Consider the following 23,851-nt stretch of genomic DNA (forward strand, 5'->3'; position numbering starts at 1 on the left):
CGGCGCCCTGTGACGGCGCAGGGGCCGCGTGCATCACGACGCCGCCGGATCGAGGCCGGGAGGGATACCGAGATGGATGACAAACGAATCGTCGCACGGCTGATGCTTGTCGTCGCGACGCTGATCGGCATCGGTGTCCTGTCCGGTGCCCGCGCTTCCCCGGCTGCAGAAAGTCCGGGCGGTGTGACGATTCTCGTCGAAGGGGAGGGATGGGGCTCGGCCGATCGCGAGGAGATCGAAACCCTGCTCCATGCCGTCGCCGACGAGTTGATCGGCCGTGGCGCAGGCGCGGTCGATCAGCCGATCGTGGTCACGCATGCTCCCGGCAGCCCGGTGACGCTTTATGAAAGGGGCGTCGCCGGCGAATACCTGGTACGGCTGTCAGCGCGCAACCGGAGCTGGGCGCAATACGCGTACCAGTTCGGACATGAGCTGTGCCACATCATGTCCAATTTTGACGGCGCCGCCGGCGTCGCGGTGCGCAAGCGCAACCAGTGGTTCGAGGAGGCGGTCTGCGAAGCTGCCGGCCTGTACGCGCTGCGGAGCATGGCAAGCCGCTGGCAGACCGATGCACCCTATTCCACCTGGAAAGATTACGCTCCGGTGCTGCGCCGCTATGCGGACCGCCTGGTCGCGGAACCGCATCGCCGCTTGCCCGAAGGGATTTCCGCCGGTCAGTGGCTGCAAGGGCGGCTCGCTGTCCTCGCGCGCGACCCCTACCGCCGCGACGACAACGAAGTCGTCGCGAACCTGTTGCTGCCGTTGTTCGAACGGGATCCCGAAGGCTGGGCTGCGCTTCGCTCGCTGAATCGGCATCCGGCCGATGCGACCGTCGATCTGTCGCAGTACTTGCTCCACTGGCGCAGCAATGCGGCGCGCGAGCACCGGCAATTCATCGACGAGGTGACGGCCGAACTCGGCCTCGGCGGACTCCCGGATCTTCGCGACGTGGAACTTTCGCCCACAATCGCGGCGACTGACGCGGCGCGTCCGGCCCGCGTTCAGGCCGGCAGCGCAGGCCCGCTCCCGCAGTGAAGTACACCACCACATCTGCCCGGGACGCAGGCACCGCCTCGGGTGGCGTCAGTTGAAACCGGCGGCCTCCCGTTCTGCGAGCGCGTTTCTCATGCGAATCTCGAAGCCCAGTCGCTGGACGTAGCGATCGAGATCGCGGTCGCCGACCGAGCTTCCGCGCGGACCTTCTTCGCCGGGAGCGTCGCCGGGACGTCCGAACACGCCCGCGTCCTGTTTGATTTCCAGCCCGTCTTGCACTGCCCGCGCCTGCTCGTCGAAGGACTCATCCGTGACTTCGTCAGGAGCCGCCATGCTCGGCGGCACGGTCAACGCCAGTGTTGTCATCGCCGCCAGGAAAACCGATCTGGCGCTCATGTTCCTGGTGTTCATGTTCGTTCTCCCGAACGCGTTGTTCCCTGGAGTTGCTGCTGGTCTGAGCCGAGCGTTTACGCTTTCAATATAGGTGCCCATCGAGCCGATACAACGCGCGCTTCGAAGCTGCGTGTCCGCCTCCGAACCCGGCCGGAAGCGCCGCGGGAGAGCGTCGGCGGTGCGGTGTGCCGCGGCCAGCGCCGGGCGCGGTCAGCGGACATGCATGAACTGGCATATCCCTTGCGTAAATACGCCAGTGATTCGAACGTCCGGAGTGGACCGCGAATCTGCGCCTGCGTTGGCCGCTGTTCAAGCTGCCCAGCTTGGCGGGGCGCCACGGACTCGTCGAGTTTCCGGCCTGTCGAGCGCTTTCGGCGACACACCATTTACTTACTGAACAAGAGGAGATTGCCCGATGAAACCTGTTTTCCCGTCGAAGTGCCTCCTTGTCGCAGCGCTTGCGGCCGGGCTTTCACTGCCGGTTGCCGCCGCCGACCGGGCCACGCCGCGCGAAGCGCGTGCGTTGTTCGAGCGGGCCGTCGAGTACATGGAAGCGAACGGGCCCGAGCGCGCCTTCGCTGCGTTCAACAACCAGAAGGGGCAGTTCGTCCGCGAGGACCTGTACGTGTTCGTGATCGATGAACAGGGCGTCTATCACGCCAGTGGCGCGGCGCCCGAGGCGCTCGTCGGCCTGACCGTGCTGAACACGACCGACGCCGCCGGCAATCCGCTGTTCCGCGAGATGATCGATTCGACGCGGGCGACGCGCGAAGCGACGGTGCGCTACATGTGGCTGAACCGGACGACCAACAAGGTCGAACCGAAGGTGAGCTACGTGCGCAAGCTCGGCGGCTATGTGCTCGGCGTCGGCTACTCGGCGCCGCGCGCGACCGCCGAGGACGCCCGCGAGATGCTGTCGCGGGCGGCTGAGCTCGCGCGTGCGCAAGGCACGGCGACGGCCGCGGCTGCGTTCAACGACCGGCGCGGTGCTTTCGTCAAGGACGACCTGTACGTATTCATGATCAATATCGAGAGCGGCCGCTTCGAAGCGATGGGGATGAACCCGGCGCTGTCCGACACCGATGCGCGGGGCCTGAAAGACGCCGAGGGGCACCCGCTCGTCGCCGAGATGATCGACAAGCTCGCATCCGCAGACGAGGCGAGCGTCGAGTACGTATGGCGCAATCCGGTGACGAATCGCGTCGAGAACAAGCGCTCGTACGTGCGCCGCGAAGGCGATGTGCTGATCGGAGTGGGCCACTACACCGACTAAAGACGAGACCAGCGAAATGACGGCCCCATCCAGAACACTGCCCGCGGTTCCCAGCAGGAAGAACGCGTTGCGGGCCGCTTTCCGTGTCCACGCAAGAACCCTGATGTCCGCGACCGCGGGCTCGCGGCTCGCATTGGCCGCCGCGATGATCTCCGGTGGCAGCGCCATGGCGCAGGAGGCGATCCCGCCCCAGGCAGGGGACGCGGCGCTCGAGCCGGTGGCGGTCATCGGCACGACGCTGTTGCCCGGAATCGGCCTGCCACGTGAGCAGATTCCGGCCAATGTGCAGACGGTGCCGGCGCAGAGCTTGCGCGAAGCGGGGGGAGTTTCGCTCGCCGAGAGCCTGCAGCGTCGGCTGCCGAGCATCAACGTGAACGAGATGCAGGGCAACCCCTACCAGGCGGACTTGAACTACCGCGGCTTTTCCGCGTCGCCGCTGCTCGGGACGCCGCAGGGGCTGTCGGTGTTTCTCGACGGCGTGCGCGTGAATGAACCGTTCGGCGACGTCGTGAACTGGGATCTGATTCCGCGCTCGGCGATCGCGTCGATGACGCTGGTGCCCGGCTCGAACCCGCTCTACGGTCTGAATACGCTCGGTGGAGCCCTCGCGCTCGAGACCAAGCGCGGCGACACCCATCCCGGTGGCGAATTCGAACTGTACGGCGGCGCGTTCGGCCGTCGCGGCGGTGCGATTCAGCATGGCGGCACGCGCAACGACGCGTCATGGTTCCTGGCTGCCGAAGGGCTCGAAGAGGACGGCTGGCGCGACCACTCGCCGACCGATGTCGGGCAGGTCTTCGGCAAGTTCGGCTTGACCGCCGGCGTGACGGACCTCGCGCTGACGCTCGCGCACGCGCGCACCGATCTCGTCGGCAACGGCGTCGTGCCCGAAAGCCTGCTGCGGGACGAAGGGCGAGAGGCCGTTTTCACCCATCCTGACCAGACGCGCAATCGCGGCACGCTGATGGCGTTGTCGGGCACTCACTGGCTCAATGACAGCGACCAGCTCTCCGGCACGGCCTACGTGCGGCGCACGCACACCCGTACGTTGAACGGCGACCTCGAAGACGATTTCGAGAGCGGCGACGACGAGAACGGCGCGCTCAACCGCACGGCGACGCGCCAGAATGCCGCGGGCGTCGCTTTGCAGGGAAGCCGCGTCGCCGGCGCGCACCAGTTCGCGCTCGGCGTGTCGCACGACCGCGGCCGCAGCAACTTCCGCCAGAGCGAGCAGGAAGGCGAACTCGACGACAGCCGCGGCGTCGAGCCGACCGATGACGAGGAAGAGGTCAACGAACTGCTCGGCCGAACGCGCACGACGAGCGTTTACGTCACCGACAGCGTCGCGCTGACGCCTGCGGTGCAGATGACCGGTTCGCTGCGTTACAACCACACTCGCGTCGTCAGCGACGATCGCCTGCGCCCGAACGAGCCAGGCAACCTCGACGGCGACTTCACTTATCGCAAATTGAACCCGGCGCTGGGGTTCACGTGGCAGACGAGTCCGAACCTCACGGCGTATGGCGGCTTCAGCCAGGGCAACCGCGCGCCGTCGCCGATCGAACTCGGTTGTGCCGATCCGGAAAACGCGTGCAGCCTGCCCAACGCGATGGCGGCCGACCCGTTCCTCGAACAGGTCGTGACGCGCACGTTCGAGTTCGGCCTGCGCGGCCGGCTGTCCGATGATATTCGCTGGAACGCCGGCGCGTTCCGCAGCACCAACCATGACGACATCCTCTTCGTCGGCACCGGCGGCAGCCTCGGCTATTTCACGAACTTCGGCAAGACGCGGCGCGACGGCATCGAGCTGGGCCTGGAGGGCGAAACCGGCGCGCTGGACTGGCAGCTGCACTACAGCTATCTGCGCGCGATGTTCCGCTCGTCGGCTTGCGTGCTCGCCGAAAACAACAGCACGGCCGGCGGAGGCGGCTGCGGCGAGGACGAGATCCGCGTCTCCAGCGGCGACCGCCTGCCGGGGCTGCCTGCGCACAGCCTCAAGCTCGCCGTGTCGTGGCGTGCGACCGAAGCCCTGCGCATCGGCGCCGACGTGGTTGGGTATTCGAAGCAGTACGCCCGGGGCAACGAGAACAACGCCCACCGCGCCGACGACGAGTTCGGCGGGCGCGGCAAGGTGGCCGGCTACGCGCTGGTGAACATGAGCGCCGACTACCGGCTGGGCGGCGGCTGGATGCTGTTCGGCCGCATCGACAACGTCTTCGACAAGCGCTACGCGACGGGCGGCGTGCTGGCTGAAAACCCGTTCGTCGGTCCCGGCAGCGCTTTCGCAGCGGACGCGGACGCGTGGCGCAGCGAACAGGCGGTGGCCCCCGGCGCGCCGCGTGCGGCGTGGCTCGGGCTGCGCTATCGGTGGGGTGGCTGACGCGGGTGCCACAGTTGTTCCAACTTGCAACATTTCTGTTGCGGCAATTCAGGACGTGATGCGCCGAAGCGGATCACTCATTGCGCCGAAATGCAGTGAATAAACGCTAAAAACTCTGAAAAGACGCCAACTCCATGATCAGGAGATGCTTGGCCCGACCCTTGCGAAGACGTTGAAGGCGCGCTTGAACGCGTACCTGCAATGCGCCGGTCGCCGATACGGGCAGACCGTGACATGAACAACGCAAAGAAAAGGCCAAGGAGGAAAGAATGAATAGCGGATTGAAAATGGCAGCGTCGGGTCGCATCGTGCTCGTTACGGCGATGTGCGCGGCAGCCGCCGGGCAGGCGCACGCGGTGAGTTTCACGCAGGGCGATGCGACGCTCGACATCAACGGCACGATCAACGGCTTCTATGCGCACCGCACGCAGGAAGTCGGCGACGTCAAGACGAAGGACTCGGCACTGACCAACGGCCTGCTGCCCGGCTGGATCAACTTCGTGTTCACGACCAGAGTCGAAGGTCTCGACATCAAGGCCCATGTCGGCTTCGCCCCCGGGATCAACGACAAGTCCGATGTCGTCGGCCTGCCGAGCGACCCGTCCTGTGGCGGCGATCGCGGCTGCGACAGTCCGTTTTCGCAGATCGACACCCGTAACCTGTACTTCCAGTTCGGCTCGAGCGACTGGGGGACGGTGAAGCTCGGCCGCGACATCGGCCTGTTCGGCCAGAAGATCATCCTCGCCGACATGACGCTGCTCGGCGTCGGCGGCAACAGCTATGCCGCGACCCCGTTCAACACCACTTTCGGCATGATCGGCCACGGCTACATGTACACCGGCTTCCAGCCGCAGATCACCTACACGACGCCGACGATCGGCGGCTTTTCGGCTTCCGCCGGCATCTTCGACCCGAACCGCTTTGCCGGCGACGAGACCGAGGATCCGGGTTTCCAGGCGATGCTGAACTACGACTGGAAAGCGGGCGACACGACCAGCGGGTCAGTGTGGGCGGGCGGAGTCCATCAGACGACCAGCGGCGAAGGCAGCTTCGACGCCAGGGGTCTCGAACTCGGCGCGAAGCTCGGATTGGGCGACTTCGAGGCGGTCGTGTACGGTTTCGACGGCAAAGGGCTGGGCCTGGCGACGGTCGGCGCACTGTTCTTCTCACCGTTCGAGGAGACCAAGGGCAAGGGCTATTTCGTGCAGGGGACGTACAAGTTCGGCAAGACGAAAGTCGGCCTGAACTACGGCGAGAACCGTGACGAGGACGGGCTGCTGACGGAAACGAACAAGTTCCGCTCGGCGACGTTCGGCGTCTATCACAGCCTCAACAAGTACGTCACGCTGGTCGGCGAGTACAACCGCGAAAAAGGCACCGGCACCGATCTCTTCCCCGGCGACCTCGAGACGCGCACGATTTCACTCGGCGGCATCCTGTTCTTCTGAGCGCATAAGTGCGGTGGGCGGATGCCCGGACGGACTTTCCCGTCCGGGCGCTCCTGAGCGATTTTTCCTCGCAACATCAGGAAACCGCGCTGCCGTAACAGCAGGAAACGGTAGCGCGGTTACCCGTTTATTCGTAGATACTTTCGCCTTCCAGAATAAATGCCAACCGACCGGGCGCACGCGCTCGGCGGTCGGACCAACGAGAAGGGAAGAGTATCTGAAATGGATAACGTACTGACCAATGCGCAATGGTTCCTGCTGGTCGGCGGGCTGCTGCTCCTCAGGGGCCTCACCTCGTCGATGATCCGGCGTCTGCCGGTGACCGCGGCGATCATCTATCTTGCCGTCGGCCTGGTCGTCGGCCCGACGGTGCTGAACCTGTTTCACTTCAATCCGCTCAAGGAATCGGCGCTGCTCGAAGTGCTGACCGAAGCGGCGGTGCTGATCTCGCTCTATGCGGCGGGCGTGAAGATGCCGGTGCCGGTAAGCCTCGCGCGCTGGCGCGCGCCGATCCTGCTGGCATTCGCGTCGATGGCGGTGACCGTCGGGCTGATTGCGGCGTTCGGCCATTACGCACTCGGGCTGCCGCTCGGCGCCGCGGTGCTGCTCGGCGCGATTCTCGCTCCGACCGATCCGGTGCTCGCGACCGATGTGCAGACGCGCCACCCGGGCGACCGGGACCGGCTGCGCTTCACGCTGACCTGCGAGGCGGGGATGAACGACGGCAGCGCGTTTCCGTTCGTGATGCTCGGCCTCGGCCTGCTCGGGCTGCACGAGCTGGGCGAGTTCGGGCTGCGCTGGGCGGTCGTCGACGTGGTGTGGGCGACCCTCGCGGGGCTTGCGATCGGCGTCGCCTGCGGCGTGGCGATGGCGCATGTGGTGGCTCGCCTGCACCGCACCGCGGCAGCCCACGGGCTGCTCGACGATTTTCTCGGCCTCGGGCTCATCGGCATCGTGTATGGCTTGAGCGTCATGGCGAGCGCGTGGGGCTTCCTCGCCGTGTTCTTCGCCGCCGTCGCGTTGCGGCAGACCGAACGCAAGCTCGCGGGCGCCGCGCCCGACAAGGCTGACCGGCTGCAGACCGGAGAGGGTGGGGGGCATGCCGCGCCCGTTCACGACGTGCCGACGCTCAGCGAGGGGTCGCTGATTTTCAAGGAGCATCTCGAGCGCCTGTCCGAACTGCTGCTGATCCTCCTCATCGGCGGCACGCTGTTCGTCGATTCGTGGAGCTGGCGCGCGGTCGGCATGGCGCTGTTCCTGTTCCTCGTCGCGCGCCCGCTGAGCGTGATGATCGGCCTGATCGGCACGCGCACGCCGTGGCGCATCCGCGGCCTCGCCGGCTGGTTCGGCGTGCGCGGCATCGGGTCGCTGTATTACCTGATGTACGCGATCCAGCACGGCCTGCCGGAGGACGTCGCGCTGGAGCTGATCCACATGACGCTGATCGTCGTGACGCTGTCGGTGATTTTCCACGGCACCAGCGTCAAGCCGTTGATGGAGCGTTTCTGGCCACGGCCGGCAGTGCTCGGTTCCCCTCGCCGCGGCGCCGGAGCCGGGTGATTCAGCAGGCGATTCAGGACTTGCGCCACACGGTCGCGAGCCACGGCTGCTGGTCGCGCGGCAGGCCGGGCGGCCGGTAGTAATGCTCGATTTCGGTGAAGCCGGCGGCGCCGACATGGCGACGCCACGCTTCGAGGTCGTGGAAGCAGCCGTAGCGCTCGCCGTTGAAGCCTTCCTCGTTGTTGCCGCGCGGATTCGACGAGAACAGCACGCCGCGCGGCTTCAGCGCGGCGTGCAGCTTGCGCAGCACCTGCGGCAGCGCGGCGCTCGGGACGTGGAACAGCGAGGCGTTCGCGAACACGCCGTCGAAGCGCTCCGCGGGCAGATCGAGCGCGAGAAAATCCTGGTGCAGCACTTCGCATCCTGAATACGCTCGCGCCATCGCGACGAACTCCTTCGTGCCGTCGAGGCCGACGGCTTCGTGGCCGAGCAAACGCAGGCGCAGCAGATCGCGCCCCGGCCCGCAGCCGAAGTCGAGGATCGAATACGGCGGCTCGCCTTCGATCGCATTCAGCAGCGCCGCGAGGTTCTGGCTGACGTCGTGATCGCGCGTGCCCGACCAGTACGCCGCGGCGTTCCGCTCGTAATGCGCGAGCGTTCGGGCTGTCGCCTGCGGCAGCGCCGGTGCGCCGCCGGCAGGCTTCTCCGGGTTGCTCATTGCCGCCGCTCCCGTGTCAACGATACTTCCGATACACCGCCGCCGCGTCCTGGTGCGCGCGATCCAGCGTGCACAGCGACGGATCGTCGTCGTGCCCGCTGAAGAAATCGTCGGCTTGCGCGCGCATCGTCATGCGGATCGCCTCGTCGTCTTCGACGTCGTATTTCTCGGTGATCAGCGTCGTGACTTCGTCCAGGTGTTCTTCGTAGGTCATTTCGCGTTTCCCCAATCGGGCGACATCACTGCGACGGCTGCGGCAACGGCGCGAATTCGGCGGGAATCCAGCTGTAGATGCCTTTGCCGTCGGCCCGTACATGCCCGATGCCGGGGAACGGCAGGTGCATGCCGGCGACCAGCGTCCTCGTCGCAGCGAGCGAATACATCAGGCTCTTTCTCGTCGCCACCGCCTGCGCCTTGTCGACGTCGAACTCGAATGCGACTTCGGGCCGGGCGAACTGCACCGCGTGCGAATGCACGACATCGCCCCAGATCAGCAGCTTCTCGCCATTGGACTCGACCGAGTACGCGGTGTGCCCCGGCGTGTGGCCATAGGCCTTCACGGCGCGGATGCCGGGGACCACTTCGCTGCCTTCGGCAAAGGTTTTCCATTGTCCGCGGGCCTGGTAGGGCGCGGCGACATCGACGGCCATCTTGAAGAACGGCTGTATCTCGGCAGGCGCTTCGGCGGCCGTTTGCTGCGACAGCCAGAAATCGTTGTCCGTCTGCGCAACATGAATCGTCGCGTTCGGAAACACCATCTGGCCGGCGGAATCTCCGAGGCCGCCGATGTGGTCGCCATGCAGGTGCGTGATGATCACGGTGTCGACCTGCGCCGGATCGTAGCCGGCCGCGCGCATGTTGCCGACGATGTAGCCCAGCCCCGGCCCGAACAGCTTCGCGGCGCCGGCATCGACGAGCACGAGGTTGCTGCCGGTGTTGATCAGGTAGGCGTTCACCGCGGTCTGCAGTTTCGGACCCTCGACGAACATCCGCGCCAGCAGCCGCTCGAGTTCCTGTTCCTTCACGTTCTTCAGCATCTGCGCCTCGAGCTCGATCGCTCCGTCATAGAGCGCGGTGATCTCGAACTGCCCGAGCATCGTGCGGTAGTAGCCCGGCACCTGGGTCTTGACCATCGGCGCTTCGGCGTGCGCGGGCGCGACCGGCGCGAGGACGGCGAGGGTGCCGCAAAAAGCGAGCATCCACTTGAAGGTTTTTTTCATCTTGTATGGCTCCCGGTGATAAATCGTTCAGCGGCTGATCGGCTTGTAGCGGATGCGCTTGGGCTTTGCGCCTTCCTCGCCGAGGCGTTTCTTCTTGTCGTCTTCGTATTCCTGGTAGTTGCCGGCGAAGAACGTCCATTGCGAGTCCCCTTCGGCCGACAGGATGTGCGTGCAGATGCGGTCGAGGAACCAGCGGTCGTGGGAAATGACGAGCGCGCAGCCGGCGAATTCGAGCAGCGCGTCTTCGAGGGCGCGCAAGGTCTCGACGTCGAGGTCGTTGGACGGTTCGTCGAGCAGCAGCACGTTGCCGCCGGCGATCAGCGTCTTCGCGAGGTGGAGCCGCCCGCGCTCGCCGCCGGACAGGTTGCCGACGATCTTCTGCTGGTCGCCGCCCTTGAAGTTGAAGCGGCCGATGTAGGCGCGGCTGGGCATTTCGAAGCGGCCGACGGTGAGCACGTCGGCGCCGTCGGAAATCGCCTCGAACACCGTCTTGTCGTTGGCGAGTCCTTCGCGGGTCTGGTCGACGGCAGCGATCTTGACTGTCGGCCCGACGACGACTTCACCGGCGTCCGGCTTGTCGCGGCCTTCGATCATCTTGAACAGCGTCGACTTGCCGGCGCCGTTCGGGCCGATGATGCCGACGATCGCGCCCGGCGGGATGCCGAAGCTGACGTTGTCCATCAGCAGCTTGTCGCCGAACGCTTTCGAGACGCCGTTGAATTCGATGACCTTGCTGCCCAGGCGCTCGCCGGGCGGAATGAAGATTTCCTGCGTCTCGTTGCGCTTCTGGTATTCGACGGTGGTCATTTCTTCGTAGCGCGCGAGCCGCGCCTTCGATTTGGCCTGGCGCGCCTTGGGGTTGGAGCGCGCCCATTCCAGTTCGGTCTTCATCGCCTTCTGGTGGGCGGCTTCCTGCTTGCTTTCCTGCGCCAGGCGCTCGCCCTTCTGTTCGAGCCAGCTCGAGTAGTTGCCTTTCCACGGGATGCCGTGGCCGCGGTCGAGTTCGAGGATCCATTCGGCCGCGTTGTCGAGGAAATAGCGGTCGTGCGTGACGGCGACGACGGTGCCGGGGAAGCGCGTGAGGAATTGTTCGAGCCACTCGACCGATTCGGCGTCGAGGTGGTTCGTCGGTTCGTCGAGCAGCAGCATGTCCGGCCGCGACAGCAGCAGCTTGCACAGCGCGACGCGGCGCTTTTCGCCGCCGGAGAGCTTGCCGATGACGGCATCCCACGGCGGCAGGCGCAGCGCATCGGCGGCGATTTCCATCTGCGTCTCGATGTCGGCGCCCGCGGTCGCGAGGATGTTCTCGTACTTCGCCTGCTCTTCGGCGAGTTTGTCGAAGTCGGCGTCGGGTTCGGCGTAGGCGGCGTAGATCGCGTCGAGCTTGTGGCGCGCTTCGAGGATTTCGCCGAGGCCGGATTCGACTTCTTCCTTCACCGTCTTGGCCGCGTCGAGCTGCGGTTCCTGCGGCAGGTAGCCGAGACGGATGCCCGGCAGGTGCTGCACCTCGCCGTCGTATTCCTTGTCGACGCCGGCCATGATGCGCAGCACCGTGGACTTGCCGGAACCGTTCAGGCCGAGCAGGCCGATCTTCGCGCCGGGAAAGAACGAGAGGGAAATATCCTTGATGATCTGCCGTTTCGGCGGCACGATCTTGCTCACGCGGAGCATACTCATCACGTATTGGGCCATCGTTTAAACCTGTTATGTGTAGATTCTCAAGCGCTTAACGCTTGTCGATTTCCGTATGCGCCGCTACGCTGCGGAATATTTACACCACCGGTTACACCAAGCATGGCGAATATCGCGAAGCGCGGCGACAAGTGGCGGGTAGCTGTCTGCATCGACCGCCAGCGCATGACGAAGACGTTTGCGACCAAGCGCGAGTGCGTCGCATGGGCGAACGAGATGGAGCAGAAGGGGATTCTACAGCGCCATACGCTTCGTGATGCGCTCAGACAGTACAAGCCGATCGCGGAGGCGCACAAGGGCTCGCAGGCTGAACTGTCGCGGCTCGCGCAGCTTGAGAAAATTGAGTGCGTCGACCGTCCTCTCGACCAGATCACACCGAAGATGATCGCGGCCTACCGCGACAAGCGCGGCGAGAAGGTCGCGCCGGTGTCGGTGCGCCGAGAGCTGATCATACTTTCGGCGCTGTTCCGGACGGCTGTCGAGGACTGGCACTGGCTGCACAAATCGCCGATGGAGACCGTCAAGCGGCCGGCGACCAGCCAGGCGCGACAGCGCGGGATCGCGCAGCACGAGATCGACGCCATCCTCGAGGAACTGGCGAAGACCCGGCAGGGCCCGCAGGTGGCGCAGATGTTCCGGCTCTCGCTGGAGACGGGGATGCGGCTCGGCGAGATCATCAGCCTGCGCTGGCCGGACGTGAGCGAGAAGGCCGTCACGCTGCGTGACACGAAGAACGGGGACGCCCGCAAGGTCCCGCTGTCGCTCGCCGCGCGCGATATCATCACGGCCCGCGAGAAGTTGGACCCGACCGACGTTTTCACGCTGTCAGCGCACGTCGCATCGAAGTGCTTTCAGCGGGCGCGGGATGCGGCAGGGCACCGGGAGGTGCATTTCCATGATGCGAGGGCGGAGGCGATCACGCGGCTGTCGAAAAAACTCGATGTGCTCCAGCTCGCTCGGATGATCGGGCACCGGGACATCAAATCGCTGCTGCACTATTACGCAGAGACAGCGGAGTCTATGGCTGATCGGCTGGGGTGACAGACCGCGGTTGAAGGTCTTCCGGACCTCCGTCGTTGGTCGTCAGCATCTCTTCCGCAACTTCGCGCGCCATGGCACCGTCGCGTGTCCGTGAAATCTAGTTAGGCCACTGAAGACACCTATGTCGCTCACCTGCTCCGTGCCAAGGCTCCCCATCGACTCATGCGAGGCGCTCTTCGAAAAGCTCAAATGGGAATATATGCAGTTGGAGAAGGACTGGAGCTCCTCCTACTGCACATTCAACTTTGTAGTCACTTCGTACCACCTGTACCAAGACTGGATCAAGCGTGCTGGTACCGATGAGCAAAAACAACGGAAAGCAAAGCTACCCGAATATGGGAGGCTCCTATTCAAAGTCTGGCGGGACATCACCAACGCCACAAAACACTGGGAGCTGAACGAACGCAGCCAAAGCCAGCAGGTTGTGAACGATGTTTCCGGGCCTCAAATCGGCGACTGGTATGCTTTTCTTATAGCGGGACCGGTAATTTATGTGCAAGTAGGCGATGCTCGCCCAAGCCTGGCGGAGCTTGCACAAGCCACGATCTGGTGTTTCAAATGGCTTATCGACGGCGAGCAATCGTTCGCGCTAGCTATCCTCGAACAACAACTTGAACTGGTCTTTCGGCCTCTCAATTCGCGTCCCGCATGAACACAAGCTCAATCTACAAAAGTAATTCCGAGTGGCCTAACAATCCGTTCCAGCGGACGGGCAGGCAGCTTCTCTGCCTGCCCGCCGCTGAACTCCGCCGTTAGACGGCAAGCATTCCCGCTAGCGTATGCTCGACCCGCACAGTTCCGAAAAGAGGCAGCGCGTGACGACAGAAGGATTCATCCTCGACACTGTTCAGAACATCGTCTTTGATCCGGCCAACCCTCCGTTCAACAACGCTCAGGCTCTACCTTCCAATTACGCGGGCCTCCGGCTTCTAGCAAACACGGTGCGCAAGTACGAGATCAGCTTCCTCGAAGAAAACCCTGGCATCGTGCTCCTTGCTCTGGGCGGCGTACCCGATGTGGTTTCCTGTGCGTTCAATTGGTTCGCAGTGACGTTGGTGAACTACCTTCGTCTGGTTGGGCTCGTACAGCTGATGAACGCGAATTATTGGAAGTCTGATGCCCTGGTCGATGCGGCAAACCGCAAGAAGATCAGTTCGCACTGCCGCGACTACGTCAAAGACGCAGTGCCTGAGGTATATACCTGGCGCAATAAGGTAGCAGCCCATTTTGCAGCTACCGACCCGTTCCATGATGACAACTTGGGCACCTTGGAGCAGTCCATCATGAACCTCGTCACATATGACGTGCCCTATTACTATGTCGGGCGCATGAAGTGGCATTCGGGCGGCCACGCTGCGGAATTGCCGGAATGGGCGCTCACGAAGGAATACGAGGATCTGCGCCCGCGTTTCTGGCCTGGGATAACCCTGCCTCCGTTGCCAGCAAGGTAACGCGGATCCGCCCTTTGCCGTCTAAAGGTCGTTCGACACGAATACGCAGCGGCATTGCGCCGCGAGGCGTACGATCAACTCGGTCGTTAAACATGCGGCGTCCGCTGCCACTGATCCAGCTTGTCGATCGCCGCCTGCAGCCCGCGCGCGATGCGCTTCGTCCCGCTGTGCTCTTCGAGCCGTGCGAGCAGCGTGACGAGCGTCTGGCGGGCCTCGTAGCTCTCGGCCTTGATGGCCTCGATGCGGCGCTTGGTGTCGCGTCCTACGCGCATTTGTTGTTCTCCATTCGGATGTTGTGCGCTACTCCCTGAGCATTAAGCCGTGCCGCGGTGTCGATCATGGTCATTCGTACCACCTCACACACTGCTCGGTCTCGCAATGCCCGTGCACGTGCCCGTTCCGAGCGGACTGGAACAGGTGCAGCTTTCCGCGGCAGCACGGGCACTCGATGACTTCGTTCCGGTCGTGCTCCGGCTTCGGGGTGACGCGCCACTTCGCCGCCACGCTGATCGCTGCCATTGCGCGACCGAACGCTGCCTCGGATTCGATCCGATCCTGCTCGACTTGTTCGGCCGTGGGCTCCTGTCGAAGGGCGCAGGGGAGCGCCGCCTCGCCGCGGCGATCGACCGGCACGAGTACCGTTTTCTCGCCGGGCCGCAAGCGCGTTCCGGGCCGTCCTTCGGGTTTCTCGATAGCCTCGACGCACGGCATGCGCAGGAAGATTCCGCTCTGCCGACCGTTGAAGGCCTCGAAGTAGTTGATGCCGGCGGCGCAGCAGCGCGTCTTGTAGTCGGCGCCCGTGTTCATGCCCGTGTAGTGGATGCAGGTGCCGTGCTTCATGCTGCCTCCCGAATCGCATTGATGATGTCTCGCGCAACGGTCGGCACGACGGCATTGCCGAGCATGTGGAGAGCATCCTTCTGACGCGCCGGCAGCTGGTAGTCGTCGGGGAAGCCCATCGCACGCCGGCACTCGTCGACGTTGAGCATCCGCATGCGGTCGCCGTCGATGACGGCCCATCGGTCGCGAGTGGTGATCGTTCCAACCGGGCGGGACAGGCTCCGGCCGCCGCGCTCGTTGCTGTAGTAAGCGGTCATGAAACGGTCGCCATGATCGGCGCGGCCGGCGGCGATTCGGGCGAGCGTCGCTGGCGAGCGGCCCGGCCTGACGATGGGCGACCAGTTACCCGCCGCGAAGTCGATGATCGTCGCGGCGCCGACGTGCTCGCGCTTCGGCAGCCGCAGTTCGATCGGATGCTTGGTGCGGCTGGCAACAATGAACAGTCTGCGACGGTGCTGCGGTACGCCGTGGTCTGCGGCGTCGATGGCGTGCGGGGCGAGCGCGTAGCCAAGCGCATGCATCGCCGAGCACCACGCCGGGAATAGCGTCCACTTCGCGTACTCGAGCACGTTTTCAACCACGGCGAAGGCGGGCCGGTGGCATTCGACCGCCGACACGACTGCCCATGCCGTCGAGCGCTGCGCGTCGTGGTGCGGGCGCTCCTTGCCGCGGGCGCGGCTGTGACCTTGGCATGCGGGCGAGGCCAGCATCAGGTCATGCGCCGGGACCTGCGTCCAGTCGGCCTGCTGCAGGTCTTCGCACACATGGAGCGTATCCGGATGATTGTTGGCGTGCACTTGCACGGCGGCGGGCCAGTGGTTCGCCGCATACAGGACGCGGCAGCCGGCCATCACGGCGCCGGTGCTGAATCCGCCCGCCCCAGCGAAGAGGTCGATCGCGTTCATGCCAGCGCTCCCGTCGGCGACGTGAGTTCGCGCCTCGTAACATCTTCACCGCGGATGTTCGGGCCGAAGGAAAAGGTCTTCACGGTGCAGTTGCTCCTATTGCCCGCCGCGCATTGCTTCGGCGCAGCGGGTGGGGGGTTTTGGGTTCGGTTCCTCGTCATAGGTGCTCATCGGACGGCCGGCGCGGTGGGGTGTTGGTCGAGGTTGCCGACGAGGGCGTGCAGCTTGATCGCCATCTCTTCGGTGTTCGCGTGGCGGGCGATCAGCGTGAGCGGCAGGCGTTTGTAGGCGCGCAGGCAGGCGTCGAGGCTTTCGCGGGCGCGCAGCAGGTCGCGCTCGGTGAGCGGTGCGCCGGGTTCGAGCTGCGTCGCCAGGTGCGTGAGTGCGGCGAGGTCAATGCCGCAGGGGCGATCGCGCTGGATGCGCTCCCAGATGGCGACGAAGCCGTGCAGCACCGGGGCGGCGAGCTCGTACTCGCCTTCCCATTCCATCGCGGGCGCGTCATCGAGTGCGGTCACTTCGCCGGTCTGCAACTCGTTGAGGAGCCGGTAGTAGGGGGCGAAGATGACGCGGGCGCGGTAGGCGCGGTTCATGCCTGCGCGGTCGGTGTAGTGGGGCCTCACGCTGCCGTCTCCCGCTGCGGTGCCCCGTACGTCACGCGCCGGTCATCGCGCACGCGCTTGCGCACCTGGCCGGCTGCTGCTGCGGTGCTCAGGCATTTGCCGATCTGCGTGGCGGTGCGCGGCAGGCCGCGTGCTGCGAGCGGCTCGACGAGGTCGCTGCACGTCCACCACAGGGCCGGGCGCGTGGCGAGGATGCTGATCAGCGTTTCGAGCAGGCCGGTGCGGCGGGCGGCGTTGGCGCGCGACAGGCGCGTGTGCATCGCGGCGCGACGGCGGGCGGCGTCGCTGTGCGTGGTCCAGTGCTGCCAGTCGCGCGCGAGCGCCGCAGCCTGGTCGCCGATGGAGAGGGGCAGCATGTCAGACAGCCTGCCAGACGGCGCCACGCTTGGCGGTGCCCACATGGATGAGCGCGAACACCTCGCCGCGGCCGCTGCCGTTGCTGGCTGCGGCTTTGGCTGCGGTAATCGCGGCCTCGAATTTGCTGACGAAGCGCGGACGGCGCTTTGGGGCTTTAATCAGGTAGCCTTGAGCGGCGTCGAGAGCGTCGGGGGGGTCTTCGGGCTCGAATGACTCGACAAAGCAGGTGGTGGAAAAGCGCAGGCGCTCGACTTCGGTGCGCAGAGCCTCGGTCTCGTGGCGGCCGGCGTCGAGCAGGTGCTGCAATTTGCCGACGAGGGCGGCGATGTTGGCGGCGAGCTCGCGCTCGGTCAGGTCGTTGCCGTCGATCGTCGTGGTGAGGGGCGCGAGCAGTTCGCGGATGGCGTCGAGGTCCTGCATCGCGCGGGTGAGCTCGGCGGTCGTGTCGACGCGCTTTTGCTCGATGGCGGCGATTCGGTCGACCAGCTCGGTGGGCGTGTCGCAGCCGTAGCGGTCGGCGAGTTCACGCCACGCGTCGCGCTGCGCCCCGGCCATCTGGTAGGCGCCGGCCAGCGCCGCTGCGTGCGGCTGCAGATCCTCGCTGCCGGTCACGTCGGTCAGCGCCGGAAGGCCGCAGCCGCGCAGGACGTGCGCAACGCCATCAAGCCGCTCGCTCAGCATCCGATTTGCGCTCGCCAGCGCGGCCGGGTCGGCCGGCGGCATGTCGCAGTCCTCCGGCGCGAGGTACTGCAGCTCCGGGTCGCGGGCGAAGTCGACGGGTTCTGCTACGGGGATGAGCTTCGGAGTCGGTCGGCTGTACAGAAACTTCCCGTCCGGCCCGGCTTCGCGCGCCAGCTGGCCGGCTTTCGCCATCGCGCTGAGCACGGGGTCGATCTGGCCGGCGGCGCATTGCGTCGCGGTGGCGATCTGGCGGGCGGTCATGGGGCTGGTGAGGGCGCGCCAGATCTGCGCGGCGCGCGTGCCGATGCGGATATCGGGGGGTAGGTCGCAGGCGAGCGGCGCGGCGGGGGGCTCGATGGCGCCGACGATCGCGGCGAGCGGCTTTGCCAGCCAGTACAGCAGCTCGCCTTTCTTGCGCTCGCACTCGACGTCGCCGTCGGTACGCATCGCGTTGAGGCACTTGACGACGGTGCCCGGGTAGTCGGCCTCGCCGACGGCTTTTGCGATGGCTTTCAGTGGCGATTCGGGCGCGGCGTCGAGGTGGCGGGCAATGCGCAGCGCGAGGGATTCGGGCGGCTGGGCGGTCATTCTGGCGTTCATGCGGGTTGCTCCGATTCGGGATGGTTGATGCGCGCTTCGGCGGCATCGAGGCCGGCGTGGAAGATGCTGTCGACGATGTCGTTGTTGTCGGTCCAGTGGTCGTGCTCGCGGAACGCAGCGACGACCAGCTCGAGGCGGGCCGCCTGGGCGGGCGTGAGCCAGACGGTGACCGGCACGCGGCCGTCGTCGGCCTCGACCAGGGGCGCAGGGATCGCGTTCATGCGCGGGCTCCGGGGTTGAGGAGGCCGGCTTTGGCGCGGCGCTCGATGGCGCGGGCGATGTCGCGGGAGGTCGGCGCACGGGCTTCGAGGCGGGCGACGACGTCGGCCTGGGCGCCGAGGAGCGCGGCGGCGTTGTCGCGCATCTCGGCAAGGCGGGCGCGCTTGCGTTCGAGGGCGCGGCGGCGGTTGAGGGCTGCGGTCAAAGCGATGTTCATGAGCCGCTCCGGTTCGACAGGTCGGCGTCCCACTCGAACTCCGGCCCCGGCCCAGGGGCCGATTCGGTGGAGTAGGGCAGACGATGGGTCAGGGGGATGCGCAAAGCCCGGAGCAGCGCGTGGAACCCTGCTTCGGTGTGGGCGGTGATGGTGAGATCGCCGCCGCGCTCGCCGTGCCTGCCGAGCACCAGGCCACCGTCGTGGGGAACGTGGTCGGCTATGCTCACGGGAACGCCGTTGATCTCGCCGTCCTCGATGACGTAAGAGCAACCGAGCTTCATCGCGAGCACCTTCGAGAAGAGCGTTTTGCCGCAGCCTTGCGGGGCAACCAGGACGATCGTCGGGCAGCCGGGAATGCGGGAGGGGTTGATTGTTACGGTGGGTGCTGGCGTTTGCATCGTGGTCTCCAAAGCCTCGGGCGAGGCGTGAGAGGAATATTAGGCGTGGCCTAATAACGTGTCAATAGGCTTTGCCTAATGATACGGGCGTAAAAAAGCCCGCTCGAGGCGGGCTGCGTTGACTGCATAAGGCTGCTCAGCGGTCGGCTTCGTCCAGGTCCAGCGAGAGTGTATCGCCGTAGCGAGGCGCAAGTCGGTTGAGTTTCGTCATGAAGTCCTGCCAGTCGTCGGAGAGTTTCATGGCCGCTACAACCGACCCGAGATGCTTGAGCAAATGCTGTCGGCCGTACCCAGCCGTCAGATGCTGGTGAAGCTTCCCTTTGCGCTCTGCCTTGCCGCTTTCCTGTTTGAGTGCATCGAGCACGCCCGGCGCGAGGCGCCGATAAACCACGTCATTGGTGAGCTTTCCGAAGTATTGCGGACGGAAGTTCGGGTTGTCGGGCGGGTAGGGGAGTCCGCGCAACCGAAACATCTCCTCGTAGTAGTCGGCGTCGAACGTCTTGACCCACGGCTGCAACTCCTTGGCGACGTAGGCTTCAAGAATCTTGGCTAGGGCGTCCTTGGCTCTGTCCTTTTGGAACCCTGTCGCCTCGTCGATCAGCGCGATGATGCCGACGCGCGCTAGCGCCCTGACCAAAATTTCGCACTGATGCGCAATATGCACTTGTTGATGGCGCAAGGACCCGGACTTCCTAGCCTCTAGAACTGCATCGCAGAGGTCAGGAAGAATGGTTGCTTCATAGCCGGACGCCGCACTGCCGCCAGTCGGCGCCTGAAAGCGGATGGGAGCGCTCATCCTGCTGAGTAAGTCGCTGGAAATAAAAGGAGAAATCGCTTTCCCGGTGGCGAAACTATAGAGTCGATCACCCTCGCCGCCGCCCGCGCTGCCGATCGACATGCCGAGAGCCTTAACCATCCCCCCGAGCGACAAGACTCTCCGGCCGTCTTCGAGTACGTAGCAAGGGATTTCTAGCGTTCCGAGCTTGAGGGGGTGGTCCGCCGACCCGTGAGTCGCTCGCGGCAGCTTCGCAATCTCTGCCTTTGCTCGCGCAGCATTCCTCGCAGCCTCGCTGCGTTGCGCCGCAGTCATTGATGCTTGGCGGGCGGCTCCACCCTTAGCTTTTCCAGTCAGTTCGGTGTTCATTCTTTTTCCTTTTTGCAAGCAAAAATCATAAACGCTCGCACAAACAAGCACAAGACGAAAAAAAGCCCGCGCGAGGCGGGCTTTCGTTGGGCCTCAAGTGAATCACTGCGGCAAAGGCGCGGCCGCAGGAGAGGGGGGGACGTTTATGATGATCGGGGGTTGAGCCACGGGCGGGGCGGACTTTACAGCCGCCTCGAGACGCACGGCGGCAGCAGAAAACTCCCGGGCGGCGCTTTCTCGGCCTGTGTCGATCGCAGCAAGGACGAGAGCTGTGATCGCCACCATCACGCCGACAACACCTGCTGCAGCCTGCCAAGTGCTACGTCGAGCACCGCGAACTTCCTCGCGGAGTTCGCCGAACTGGTGGTCGAGGTGCGCAAACCGCCCCTCGATCCGATCCATTGCCGTACCGAATTCCGCATGGGTCACGTAGTCAGTCATAGGCGGACCTCCGTTTCCTCCGTTGCCATTGCGATTCGACTTCCACTGAGGTGTTGCAGCCTCGAGTTTTCGTCGAAGCTCATTCAAGTCAGGAATATCACTCATCGTCAAAGTCTGCCGGCTTGGGTGCACTAGGCTGCACCGCGTCCACGATCTTTCCTGCCGTCAATACCAGCGCCTCCGCAGCAGCTTCGGGAGCTATAGCCCCTGTTTTGAGGTTTTCGGCAACGTCTAGAACTTCCCGGCCGACCTCGATCAACAAACTGCGCAACTGCACCTCGCCGGACTCGATCCGTCTGACGATCTGCTGAAGAAGCTCTGAGTCCCGCTCGCTTGGCATACTGGCCCCGTGGCCGGATGATCGAAGAAAAAGCCGCAGATGCGGCTTGGGTTGGACACAGTGAATTTATCACCGTTCAGAGTGAATCGTATGTGGATAAGAAAAATTGGCGGGGGATAACCTGTGGGTAAGTGGGGGGAGTTCCGATTTCCTGTGAAAATAATCACTTAACGCTTCCGCCACTCCCACGGCGCGACCGGCTCGATCACCTACAAAGCGCCTCGCACGGGACCCCGTCGTGATTCCGGTCAAGCCCGCTCACGCCGCACTGCGCCAGGTGAAAGCGCGCCTCGGCGCAGGTCGACATCTGACCGCACGTCCGCTTGCTTCCACACGTGAGCCCGCGGGCTATCGGTTGCGCGGCGGCCGGAGCGGTCAACGACGCGGTCCTGACGTCCGAGCCCTTCGAGGATGTCGCCGCGCCCTTGCGCCACTCCCACGGCGCAACCGGCTCGGCATCCGCCCACAACCCCGTGCGGGTGGCCTTCGCATTCGCCTGCAGCCGCGGCAGGACCGGATCCCGGGCGTAGCGGTCATACACCCACGCCATGCCGCGGCGCACCTGCACAATGTTTGCGTCGATCCCGGCGCAGATCACTCGTCCGACGGTGCGGCCATAGCGGTCCCGATCGACGACGCGCACCTGGGCCTGTCGCTTGTGGCACAGCTCGGCGAGCGACTGCTTCGACCGCTCCCCGAAGGCCTGTCGCTTCTCCGGGGCGTCGATCTCGGCCAGGCGGACTTTTATCTGCTCCTTCGCGGCCGTGAGGCAGATCAAAGTGTCGCCGTCGGCGATGCTGACCACTCGACAGCTCACCACGTCTTGCCCGAGAGCGGGGGCGCTCAACAGCGCGAAGACGGCAAGAAGGGCATCGAGACGCACTCAGGAAACCTGCTTGACGCCGGTTGAGCCGCATTCGGTGCAGCGCCAGCCGCCGAACTTGACGCTGACGCCGAACCAGACGATGAGCCAAACCCCGGCCGTGAGGATGGTCAGGATGAGGTGCAGGACATGGTTGGTGCCCTTGCGAAACACGACGGTGCGCTTACCGCAGGCTTTACACAGCCCGCTTTTCTTTTCTTCTGCCATCAGAGTATTCCTCCCATGTGGCCGCGAACCTCCCATGACCCGCGGCCGTGGCGTATAGGATATCGGAATATGTCGAGAAGGTAGTGAAGGGGGGCTGTGAATCACCTGATCAGCGGTAGCGCTTCACGGCCTCTCGAACCACGCCGATGATCGCCGTGGCGCCCAGCGGCTTGATCGGATAGCGGGGGTTCAGCGGCTTGAGGTACAGGTCCGCCCCGTCGCGCACGAGCTGCTTGAAAGTGGCCTCGTTGTCGCCGTTGCGGGCGATGACGTAGTCGCCGGGCTCGGCGACCATTTGCGGCTCGATCACGATGATCGTGCCGGCGACGAATTCCGGCTCCATCGAGTCGCCCTGGACGCGCAGCGCAAAAGTGTGGGGCTGCACGTTCACGCCGGTCTCCACCCATTCATAGGCCTCGCCGACCGGCAGAAGATCAGCGGCATGAGCGAACTCACCTGCACGCACCCACGAGATTAGCGGCACTTTGCCCTTACGGTCCGGTCCGGCGCAGATGTTTGCCTCTTCGGGATGCGATGGATCTGCTGGGCTCGATCTTCGGCGAGCGGCTTCCGGCAGGGGTGACAAGCCAGAGGGCCACTCGTCCGGCGTCATACCCCAGTGCTCGGGGCCTACTACATCAGAAAAGTAGCGCCAAACTTCTGGGAGCTTGTCTTTCGCAACTGACCCTTTTTTCACCCAGTCGGATAGAGACGGTGGGCGAACTTGGAAGTGCCTGGCGATCTCCGCCTTGGACTTCGCGCGGCCGGAGTCAAGTTTGAGTTGGATCGCGCGGTCAATCGCTGCGCCGAAGTCTTTTCCTTTAAGCATCGCCTAATCTTTCTCGGGTTTTAGTGCTTAGGCAATTCCTATTGCTAAACATTAGGCGCAGCCTTACACTTATCGCATGGACAAGAAACCGATTCTCTCTGCGTGCGAATTCGTCGGCGGACAGGCGGCCCTCGCCCGGGTGCTTGGCGTGACGCCCGCCACGGTCAGCCAGTGGGGTACTGGCGTTCGACCGATCCCCGCCGAGCGCTGCCCGGCCATCGAGCGTGCCACCGCCGGCGCCGTCCGCTGCGAAGAACTCCGCCCCGACGTCGATTGGGGGTATCTGCGCGGGACTGGCGACGTGGAAAGCGAAACCACGCTCCCCGCCTTCGTGCCAACCCCGGTTGATGTCGCCGAGCGAACCTATGTCGAGCCCGTGCACGACGATCGCCGCGCGGTGGAACGCCGCGATGGTGACCGGCGCGTGCGGGGCGAGCAGCGGGTCGCTGATCGGCGGGCGGTGGATCGCCGGGACGGGAGTGCATAAATGAAAGCGGTGATGCCAGCATCGGACATGACTTCGTACTGCGGCGACGAATACGACAGGACGGGGTGTTCCGCCGTGATCGAGGTCGTCGCGGCAGGCTACCAACTGTCCATCTTCGCCCCGAACGGCGCGCCGATGGAGTGCTACCGGGCAGTCAAGTCGTCGGCCGCAACTTGCAGGATGCTGAAAGAGTGGATCGAGGGCGGGGTGCCGCGCCTGAGCCGCTCGGAGGATCAGCGCTCGGAATCGAAGTCGTGAGTGATTTCGTACAGTTCTTCGAATTCGATGTTGACGATGGCGGGCGTTCGATCGTCTGCGCGGTACAGCCGGGTCTTTGCGCGGACGAAGGAGAGGTTGCCCTGGCCGAAGGTGATTTGGGTGTCGTCGGGCAGATCTTTCATCCACTCGAGCTGAGCCTTCAGGCCGTCGAGCGAGATGGTTTTGAGTTTCATGGTGCGCTCCTGGGGTGATGATGAGTGAGTGGAATTGCGATTCTATCCGCATGGGGCGTGCCGCCAGTTTCATCGTTCTACCTCCCTCAGCCCTGTTCGCTGTTTGGCGCCGGGCGGCC

The 23,851-nt window shown here is 64.8% G+C and carries 30 protein-coding genes and 2 pseudogenes; 10 read left to right on the top strand and 22 right to left on the bottom strand.

Translation table 11 applies throughout. From position 1 onward, the window contains the following. The first annotated feature begins 72 nt into the window (after positions 1-72). Positions 73-1,035, top strand: a complete 963-nt coding sequence (locus PA01_12580) for a hypothetical protein (protein ID KON80329.2) — start codon at positions 73-75, stop codon at positions 1,033-1,035. A 48-nt stretch (positions 1,036-1,083) separates the two neighbouring features. Here PA01_12580 and PA01_12585 read toward each other — a convergent pair whose 3' ends face one another. Then, the gene (locus PA01_12585; protein KON79377.2) at positions 1,084-1,404 is read right to left on the bottom strand and encodes a hypothetical protein; all 321 of its coding nucleotides are present in this window, start codon (positions 1,402-1,404) and stop codon (positions 1,084-1,086) included. Between the two features lie 397 nt (positions 1,405-1,801). On the opposite strand from PA01_12585, the gene PA01_12590 reads away from it, so the two are divergent. The 4 genes from PA01_12590 to PA01_12605 all read left to right on the top strand — a co-directional run bounded on the left by PA01_12590 (position 1,802) and on the right by PA01_12605 (position 8,047). Then, on the top strand, positions 1,802-2,659 hold the full coding sequence (locus PA01_12590; GenBank protein ID KON79378.1) for a cache domain-containing protein: 858 nt from the start codon (positions 1,802-1,804) through the stop codon (positions 2,657-2,659). Between the two features lie 103 nt (positions 2,660-2,762). Next, positions 2,763-5,039, top strand: a complete 2,277-nt coding sequence (locus PA01_12595; protein ID KON80330.2) for a TonB-dependent receptor — start codon at positions 2,763-2,765, stop codon at positions 5,037-5,039. Positions 5,040-5,308: 269 nt separating this feature from the next. Then, positions 5,309-6,487 carry a porin gene (locus PA01_12600; GenBank protein ID KON79379.1) on the top strand — a complete coding sequence of 393 codons (1,179 nt, stop codon included), beginning with the start codon at positions 5,309-5,311 and terminating at the stop codon, positions 6,485-6,487. 222 nt (positions 6,488-6,709) lie between these two features. Next, positions 6,710-8,047 (top strand): cation:proton antiporter, encoded by a 1,338-nt coding sequence (locus PA01_12605; GenBank protein ID KON80331.2) that lies wholly within the window; start codon positions 6,710-6,712, stop codon positions 8,045-8,047. Positions 8,048-8,060: 13 nt separating this feature from the next. On the opposite strand, the gene PA01_12610 is transcribed toward PA01_12605, so the two are convergent. From PA01_12610 to ettA, 4 genes are read right to left on the bottom strand one after another with little or no spacing between them, the layout of a single operon-like run. Next, a complete protein-coding gene (locus tag PA01_12610; protein ID KON79380.1) occupies positions 8,061-8,705 on the bottom strand; it encodes a class I SAM-dependent methyltransferase in 645 nt (214 codons plus the stop codon). A gap of 16 nt (positions 8,706-8,721) precedes the next feature. Beyond that, positions 8,722-8,919, bottom strand: a complete 198-nt coding sequence (locus tag PA01_12615) for a hypothetical protein (protein ID KON79381.1) — start codon at positions 8,917-8,919, stop codon at positions 8,722-8,724. 25 nt (positions 8,920-8,944) lie between these two features. After that, positions 8,945-9,925 carry an MBL fold metallo-hydrolase gene (locus PA01_12620; protein KON79382.1) on the bottom strand — a complete coding sequence of 327 codons (981 nt, stop codon included), beginning with the start codon at positions 9,923-9,925 and terminating at the stop codon, positions 8,945-8,947. A 27-nt stretch (positions 9,926-9,952) separates the two neighbouring features. Beyond that, positions 9,953-11,617, bottom strand: a complete 1,665-nt coding sequence (gene ettA / locus PA01_12625; GenBank protein KON79383.1) for an energy-dependent translational throttle protein EttA — start codon at positions 11,615-11,617, stop codon at positions 9,953-9,955. Positions 11,618-11,719: 102 nt separating this feature from the next. Here ettA and PA01_12630 point away from each other — a divergent pair, with 102 nt between their 5' ends. The 3 genes from PA01_12630 to PA01_18950 all read left to right on the top strand — a co-directional run bounded on the left by PA01_12630 (position 11,720) and on the right by PA01_18950 (position 14,109). Then, entirely contained in the window at positions 11,720-12,658 is a 939-nt protein-coding gene (locus PA01_12630) for a tyrosine-type recombinase/integrase (GenBank protein ID KON79384.1), read from the top strand. Positions 12,659-12,779: 121 nt separating this feature from the next. After that, positions 12,780-13,310, top strand: coding sequence for a hypothetical protein (locus tag PA01_12635; GenBank protein ID KON79385.1), 531 nt, complete (start codon positions 12,780-12,782; stop codon positions 13,308-13,310). Positions 13,311-13,473: 163 nt separating this feature from the next. Continuing rightward, positions 13,474-14,109 carry a hypothetical protein gene (locus PA01_18950; protein KAI5912309.1) on the top strand — a complete coding sequence of 212 codons (636 nt, stop codon included), beginning with the start codon at positions 13,474-13,476 and terminating at the stop codon, positions 14,107-14,109. An 86-nt stretch (positions 14,110-14,195) separates the two neighbouring features. Here PA01_18950 and PA01_12645 read toward each other — a convergent pair whose 3' ends face one another. The 16 genes and pseudogenes from PA01_12645 to PA01_18955 all read right to left on the bottom strand — a co-directional run bounded on the left by PA01_12645 (position 14,196) and on the right by PA01_18955 (position 22,793). Beyond that, the gene (locus PA01_12645; protein KON79386.1) at positions 14,196-14,381 is read right to left on the bottom strand and encodes a hypothetical protein; all 186 of its coding nucleotides are present in this window, start codon (positions 14,379-14,381) and stop codon (positions 14,196-14,198) included. Between the two features lie 70 nt (positions 14,382-14,451). Beyond that, positions 14,452-14,949: a hypothetical protein gene (locus tag PA01_12650; protein ID KON79387.1), complete on the bottom strand. Its 498-nt coding sequence runs from the start codon at positions 14,947-14,949 to the stop codon at positions 14,452-14,454. After that, positions 14,946-15,854 (bottom strand): DNA cytosine methyltransferase, encoded by a 909-nt coding sequence (locus tag PA01_12655; protein ID KON79388.1) that lies wholly within the window; start codon positions 15,852-15,854, stop codon positions 14,946-14,948. The genes PA01_12650 and PA01_12655 overlap by 4 nt, the downstream gene beginning before the upstream one ends. Positions 15,855-16,021: 167 nt before the next feature. Next, entirely contained in the window at positions 16,022-16,477 is a 456-nt protein-coding gene (locus tag PA01_12660) for a hypothetical protein (GenBank protein KON79389.2), read from the bottom strand. After that, positions 16,474-16,833, bottom strand: coding sequence for a hypothetical protein (locus tag PA01_12665; protein ID KON79390.1), 360 nt, complete (start codon positions 16,831-16,833; stop codon positions 16,474-16,476). Before PA01_12665 ends, PA01_12660 begins: the two co-directional genes overlap by 4 nt. 1 nt (position 16,834) lies before the next feature. Beyond that, positions 16,835-18,115: a hypothetical protein gene (locus PA01_12670; protein KON79391.2), complete on the bottom strand. Its 1,281-nt coding sequence runs from the start codon at positions 18,113-18,115 to the stop codon at positions 16,835-16,837. Then, positions 18,112-18,336: a hypothetical protein gene (locus PA01_12675; protein KON79392.1), complete on the bottom strand. Its 225-nt coding sequence runs from the start codon at positions 18,334-18,336 to the stop codon at positions 18,112-18,114. Before PA01_12675 ends, PA01_12670 begins: the two co-directional genes overlap by 4 nt. Continuing rightward, positions 18,333-18,551 carry a hypothetical protein gene (locus PA01_12680; protein ID KON79393.1) on the bottom strand — a complete coding sequence of 73 codons (219 nt, stop codon included), beginning with the start codon at positions 18,549-18,551 and terminating at the stop codon, positions 18,333-18,335. Before PA01_12680 ends, PA01_12675 begins: the two co-directional genes overlap by 4 nt. Continuing rightward, positions 18,548-18,949, bottom strand: a complete 402-nt coding sequence (locus PA01_12685) for an ATP-binding protein (GenBank protein ID KON79394.1) — start codon at positions 18,947-18,949, stop codon at positions 18,548-18,550. The genes PA01_12680 and PA01_12685 overlap by 4 nt, the downstream gene beginning before the upstream one ends. A gap of 136 nt (positions 18,950-19,085) precedes the next feature. After that, on the bottom strand, positions 19,086-20,093 hold the full coding sequence (locus tag PA01_12690) for a P63C domain-containing protein (protein KON79395.1): 1,008 nt from the start codon (positions 20,091-20,093) through the stop codon (positions 19,086-19,088). Between the two features lie 102 nt (positions 20,094-20,195). Next, the gene (locus PA01_12695; GenBank protein ID KON79396.1) at positions 20,196-20,534 is read right to left on the bottom strand and encodes a preprotein translocase subunit SecE; all 339 of its coding nucleotides are present in this window, start codon (positions 20,532-20,534) and stop codon (positions 20,196-20,198) included. 97 nt (positions 20,535-20,631) lie between these two features. Next, positions 20,632-20,874 carry a hypothetical protein gene (locus tag PA01_12700; protein ID KON79397.1) on the bottom strand — a complete coding sequence of 81 codons (243 nt, stop codon included), beginning with the start codon at positions 20,872-20,874 and terminating at the stop codon, positions 20,632-20,634. Positions 20,875-21,079: 205 nt separating this feature from the next. Further along, positions 21,080-21,757, bottom strand: a complete 678-nt coding sequence (locus PA01_12705; GenBank protein KON79398.1) for a thermonuclease family protein — start codon at positions 21,755-21,757, stop codon at positions 21,080-21,082. Beyond that, positions 21,758-21,964: a hypothetical protein gene (locus PA01_12710; GenBank protein KON79399.1), complete on the bottom strand. Its 207-nt coding sequence runs from the start codon at positions 21,962-21,964 to the stop codon at positions 21,758-21,760. Between the two features lie 109 nt (positions 21,965-22,073). Continuing rightward, positions 22,074-22,577, bottom strand: coding sequence for a S24 family peptidase (locus PA01_12715; protein ID KON80332.2), 504 nt, complete (start codon positions 22,575-22,577; stop codon positions 22,074-22,076). Further along, a pseudogene (locus tag PA01_18955) lies at positions 22,557-22,793 on the bottom strand (hypothetical protein). Before PA01_18955 ends, PA01_12715 begins: the two are co-directional and overlap by 21 nt. Positions 22,794-22,869: 76 nt before the next feature. Between PA01_18955 and PA01_12720 the strand changes: the two are divergent. Both PA01_12720 and PA01_12725 read left to right on the top strand, forming a co-directional pair. Beyond that, positions 22,870-23,082 (top strand): annotated as a pseudogene (locus tag PA01_12720) (helix-turn-helix domain-containing protein). 198 nt (positions 23,083-23,280) lie between these two features. Continuing rightward, positions 23,281-23,538 (top strand): hypothetical protein, encoded by a 258-nt coding sequence (locus PA01_12725; GenBank protein KON79400.1) that lies wholly within the window; start codon positions 23,281-23,283, stop codon positions 23,536-23,538. On the opposite strand, the gene PA01_12730 is transcribed toward PA01_12725, so the two are convergent. Continuing rightward, entirely contained in the window at positions 23,514-23,732 is a 219-nt protein-coding gene (locus PA01_12730) for a hypothetical protein (GenBank protein KON79401.1), read from the bottom strand. The genes PA01_12725 and PA01_12730 overlap by 25 nt on opposite strands. Positions 23,733-23,851: the final 119 nt, after the last annotated feature.

The sequence above is a fragment of the Azoarcus sp. PA01 genome (genome assembly GCA_001274695.2).
Taxonomy (GTDB): domain Bacteria; phylum Pseudomonadota; class Gammaproteobacteria; order Burkholderiales; family Rhodocyclaceae; genus Aromatoleum.